This window comes from Kaarinaea lacus, assembly GCF_975902315.1.
On sequence record NZ_CDLKIE010000287.1, the window covers coordinates 1 to 4,475 of the forward strand.

At 43.9% G+C, this 4,475-nt stretch carries 5 protein-coding genes; 1 reads left to right on the plus strand and 4 read right to left on the minus strand.

The genetic code is table 11. The features are described 5' to 3' along the window. The 3 genes from ACWVCM_RS09065 to ACWVCM_RS09075 form a co-directional block, all read right to left on the minus strand. Positions 1-438, minus strand: a 438-nt coding sequence (locus ACWVCM_RS09065) for an amidohydrolase family protein (RefSeq protein WP_455201417.1), incomplete at its 3' end; no start/stop codon positions are given. Positions 439-536: 98 nt separating this feature from the next. Continuing rightward, positions 537-1,349: a hypothetical protein gene (locus ACWVCM_RS09070; RefSeq protein WP_455201418.1), complete on the minus strand. Its 813-nt coding sequence runs from the start codon at positions 1,347-1,349 to the stop codon at positions 537-539. Between the two features lie 129 nt (positions 1,350-1,478). Beyond that, complete coding sequence (locus tag ACWVCM_RS09075; RefSeq protein ID WP_455201419.1) at positions 1,479-2,090, minus strand: hypothetical protein; 612 nt, start codon at positions 2,088-2,090, stop codon at positions 1,479-1,481. A 249-nt stretch (positions 2,091-2,339) separates the two neighbouring features. Here ACWVCM_RS09075 and ACWVCM_RS09080 point away from each other — a divergent pair, with 249 nt between their 5' ends. Then, positions 2,340-3,008: a hypothetical protein gene (locus ACWVCM_RS09080; RefSeq protein WP_455201420.1), complete on the plus strand. Its 669-nt coding sequence runs from the start codon at positions 2,340-2,342 to the stop codon at positions 3,006-3,008. Between the two features lie 267 nt (positions 3,009-3,275). Here the strand turns inward: ACWVCM_RS09080 and ACWVCM_RS09085 are convergent, their stop codons facing one another. Further along, a complete protein-coding gene (locus ACWVCM_RS09085) occupies positions 3,276-4,043 on the minus strand; it encodes a phospholipase A (protein ID WP_455201421.1) in 768 nt (255 codons plus the stop codon). Positions 4,044-4,475: the final 432 nt, after the last annotated feature.

The window sequence follows — 4,475 nt, forward strand, 5'->3', positions numbered from 1 at the left end:
GGCGACAATACCCCCGGCAATCACGTGAAAATGACCTTCAACAAAGCCGGGAACCACCATCTTGCCCTTCAGGTCTACGACCTGGGTCGCGATGCCGATTTGGTTCTTAAGGCCTTGCGCATCGCCGACATAGGTGATCTTGTTGTCCTCGACCACGATCGCCGTGGCCCAGGGTTGCTTTGGATTGACCGTGTAAATCTTGCCGTTGATCAACGCCCAGTCTGAACGGGGGTTAGTCCGGTTGGAGATGCCTGTATCGAACGCCAGTCCACCTTTCGGATTGGACGCCGTCTTGGCGATCGCCACTTGCGAATCCGCTGACTCTGCACTCGCCGTGGTTGACTCGGTTGCCTGTTTGGCTGCGTCATCCTGTTTGGAACAGGCCACAATTAAGAGCGATACTATTAACACCAGGCCATAAACTTTTACTGATCTCATTTGCCCTATCCTCACGAGTATGTAGTTAATCGTGCCCACCCGAGCACTATAGACGTTCACTGTTAATTCAAGTAATCAAACCATTCCTGCAATGCGGATTAAAAATACCATGACGCCGATGCGAAGATGTTCCAGTCATTAGCGCCGCTGGATCCTGTACTGGGATTATAAAGATTTAAATCTTTGTCAAAGTTTTGTTGCAGTGTTGCTGTGGCAACCACTTTCGCCGCGGGAGACCACCCCAGGGTTAAATCCAGGTTAGCCCCGCCTTCACCATCCAGGTTACCGGAAAAATAGCTTGTGTAACTTGGCCAGATTTGCAGAAAGAATCCTGGCCACGGTCCTTTTGCTGGCGCATAGGCAGCCATCGGTGCCACACTGATTCCGTTTCCCTGATGCTTGTCAAAGTTATGCCCCCAGGTGGATACGTAGTTAATGGGCAGATAAAACGCCCACTCAGCATTAATGCCATAGGCTGGTAGCGCACCTATTGCTAAAGTGTTAGTTCCCTTGGTTCCTTTGACGCTTCCTTCTCCCTGAAGATCGACCTGTGTTGCCCAACCGCGATAGCCACTTGTAATTGAAGAATCCATTTTAAATAAGTGAAACCAGCGCGCACGCAGGTTAGTGAATCCAGTGTCGTCTTCACCGGGCAGTACGGTTCCGCTGTATTTACCATAACCGATCTCAAACAAAACCATATCACTGTCACTTAAGCCAAGATTACCCACGACACGAAGTTCCTGTAAGTGATCACCATTAGAATATTTAGTGTATTTGTAGCCTGGTCCGGCGTAGGAATAGATTTTTGTAGGGTCTGATGCATCGATGGCTTCTTCAGCCTGTGCCCAGAAGCTGTTAGTGATCATTATAATTGTGCATAGTACTTTTCTGTTGCTTAGTATTGACATCTTCACTGTCTCCTGTACCACGTTAAGTTTTCAGATTTTTTTACTATGTATTTGTACTATGCAGGTTACGAATTGTTATTTTGTTAATTCGAAAATGATTACCTTCGTGCAGTAATCGTTCATTCGTTTTTATATCAGACCTTTGCTGCGAAGTTTCTGAACCACCAAATCAGCCAGGCTTTTTATCTCGTCCGATGTTGAGTCCTGAAAAACAGAATGTGTAGTGACTTGCCAGACAGGCTTTTGCGTTTTCGCATCCCAAAGCCCTATGTGAAGTGCATACGTGCCCGAACTAAGATACGAGATCAGTATACCGGCTTCGGTACCCGGCCCCGGCCTGCCACCCAGCAAACGCACCATCCCCCGTGCCTCCAAAGCATCCTCATAGGTGTACTCTTCATTTAGTTCGGTTGTTGCAATGGTCAACAGTGCGTCGAAACCTTTAGCATAAGTCGCATCTGAAATTGCTGTGGCATTGTCCAGCGCACTGAGCTGAGGAATCAATTCATAGCTCGGAGATGCCTTAACGCCTTTGCTTTTTAGATCATCTGCAAAACTGATTTCGCTGCTGATGCGGAATGGACGATCTTCGTATACACCTATAATCAGCAAGTTTTTATACGGCTTCCCATTCCAGTTTGACACCGGCGTTTCTTTTTCAACCTGGTGTGGTGTTGTACTGCAGGCATAAATCAGGAGCGTACTGGCAATAATGGCAAATACTGCAATTAGCTTATTCATGGGGAAATATCTCAATATTTCGCGTGTGTTCTAGAATTGTCGCACATAGCATTAACGTTTAACAGAATCGTCCCAACGCCCCGTAATAGTGCGCAAACCACATAATTAGTGTCTGTTAAGCGTCGAATTTTTTCGTATTAATACAGTTAGTTTGTCGGCCACAGATAACAGCCTGACGAGTAACGACAAGTCCTTCTCCGGCATTACCCATATGATATGTAATGATTAAATCTATTGAGGCTAAATTCAATGAAACATTTGGCAACGATTATTGTGGGAACATGGTTATTGATACCGGCGCTGCTATTGGCTGATCAAACGAAGAAGAATTACCTGGAATTTTCTACGGGATACGTCTTCAATGCAGACCAGACACTAACTGTAAAACAGAACGGTTACCCTGATATCACTTTCGATGCGGAATTTGATACCAAGCCTTTCACGGATCCCATTTACTACGCCCTGCGCTATGGACGCTGGACTGGAAACGCAGCCTGGGAAATTGAACTGATGCATGACAAGTTGTATGTCGATGCTACGCCACCTGATATTCAACAATTCGAGATTACTGATGGCTTTAACCTGCTTACGATAAACCGCGCCTGGAATATAAAGGACATCATCTATCGTGTCGGTATTGGCACCGTTATTACGCATCCTGATATTACCGTACGCGGTGAAACCAATTTTGAACGCGGTGGTGGCGCGATACCTTCATTTTGGGAAGACGGTTATCACTGGGGAGGTATCGCACTGCAAGGCGCCATACAAAAACGTTTCTTTGTGACAAAGAACACCTTTTTCACTCTCGAAGCAAAACTGGTTTATGCAGATACCGACGTACCCATTGCCGACGGTAGCGTCAGGGTAAAAAATCAATCGGCGCATTTTTTGTTTGGTTTTGGCGGTAGGTTCTAGAAACCACTCTATCATTGCGAGGACGCGTACGTGGATGTACGTGGTAGACCACTTCTGGAACTAGCGGTCGAACGAAGTGACGAAGCAATCTCTTTTCGCAGCACCCTTTTATCGCATACGCGATTATTAAAAATATTTCTCAGATTGCCGTGCTCCCTACCGGTCGCTCGTAATGACAGAAGTAGATAAAATTACTCAACCTGCAACGCAATGGTGCCCTGAATATTGACCTTTGCCTTATAGTTAATTTAATTCCCTGATCAATTACTACCGGAATGCTGAAAAGCCAATGTAAAAATGGTCAGTATGCTCATTGTAGGCTCTTAATGTTTCCGCATAGCCATTGAAATACTGCAAGTGCAAATACAATGGAACGTGGATCAGTTCATCCAGGGGATAAGTTACGTTGAGCTCAAAACTCCCCTTGTCGAAATCAGAACCGACATGCGTACGTGTCGCAAAATAGATTCCATTCCGCGATCCTATGTTCGCATCGAGGCAAAAATTACCCCGATATTGATCAATATCCTGGTTATAGAAATCTTTTCCGGCATACGTCCAAACCCTTGGCCTGATCGTCAAATGCCAGTCTGAAACAATGTTCCATAGCCAGGACGCCTGGAAATACCAGATGTCCATGAATCGGGAATCGCTGCCGTCCTGGCCATTACTCTCGTGCTTGAATCCTGCCTGATAGCTTTGATACTCCATACCCCAGGGTGGCGAATTATTAAAGCCTTCATAACGGTAAGCAAATTCCGGCATATAACTGGAATCAAAAAAAGGCTGCGAATTGCTATCCAGATCCCAGAAAGAACGTTGCGTATAGGCAAAATAAAAGCCATCAAAGCGTTCCTGATTTCTGGTCGTAGGAATCAAACGAACCGCGAGACTCACCTGGAACTTAACAAGGTCAACCGGTTCATTACCATATAAAAAGTAAATAGGCTCGTAAGGGAACAGGTGCGCTCCAAAAGCTTCATAGGCCTCTACTTCAGGGTTATGCATCTGTTGCTCTATTTCTTCGCTAGCCATATCTAATTCCTGAGTTTCTTTTGCCTCAGTATATGAAACAGTTAGAATTAGGAGTAAAGAGAACTTAACTATCAATAAGAATATTCTTCTAATATATATCCACATCTCCGGAATCATTCCATTTATACTCGGTTTAATATATCTCATATTGTATGACTGTATATTTTTTTATATCAAATTCAGTGAAAAACAAGTGCACTTCATGTAATAACCGTATGCCTCAATATGTTTAGGGATAATAGATAACATTCGCAAATAAATTAAGTACAATTATTGACCTTTTATCGTATTAAGTATTTGAATGAATTCTTAATACTTTACTGTAATTTATTTCTAATACTGATTGTTTTAATAAGTGATCAAAATCGGTTTTTATTGAAATAGGTTTTAGCACGTCATATATTTTTAACTATCATACAGAATCGTATACTA

Bases quoted from the DNA above. Each gene is read 5' to 3' on its own strand.
- ACWVCM_RS09080 (WP_455201420.1), top strand. From the start codon at position 2,340: ATGAAACATTTGGCAACGATTATTGTGGGAACATGGTTATTGATACCG.
- ACWVCM_RS09075 (WP_455201419.1), bottom strand. From the start codon at position 2,090: ATGAATAAGCTAATTGCAGTATTTGCCATTATTGCCAGTACGCTCCTG.
- ACWVCM_RS09085 (WP_455201421.1), bottom strand. From the start codon at position 4,043: ATGGCTAGCGAAGAAATAGAGCAACAGATGCATAACCCTGAAGTAGAG.
- ACWVCM_RS09070 (WP_455201418.1), bottom strand. From the start codon at position 1,349: ATGTCAATACTAAGCAACAGAAAAGTACTATGCACAATTATAATGATC.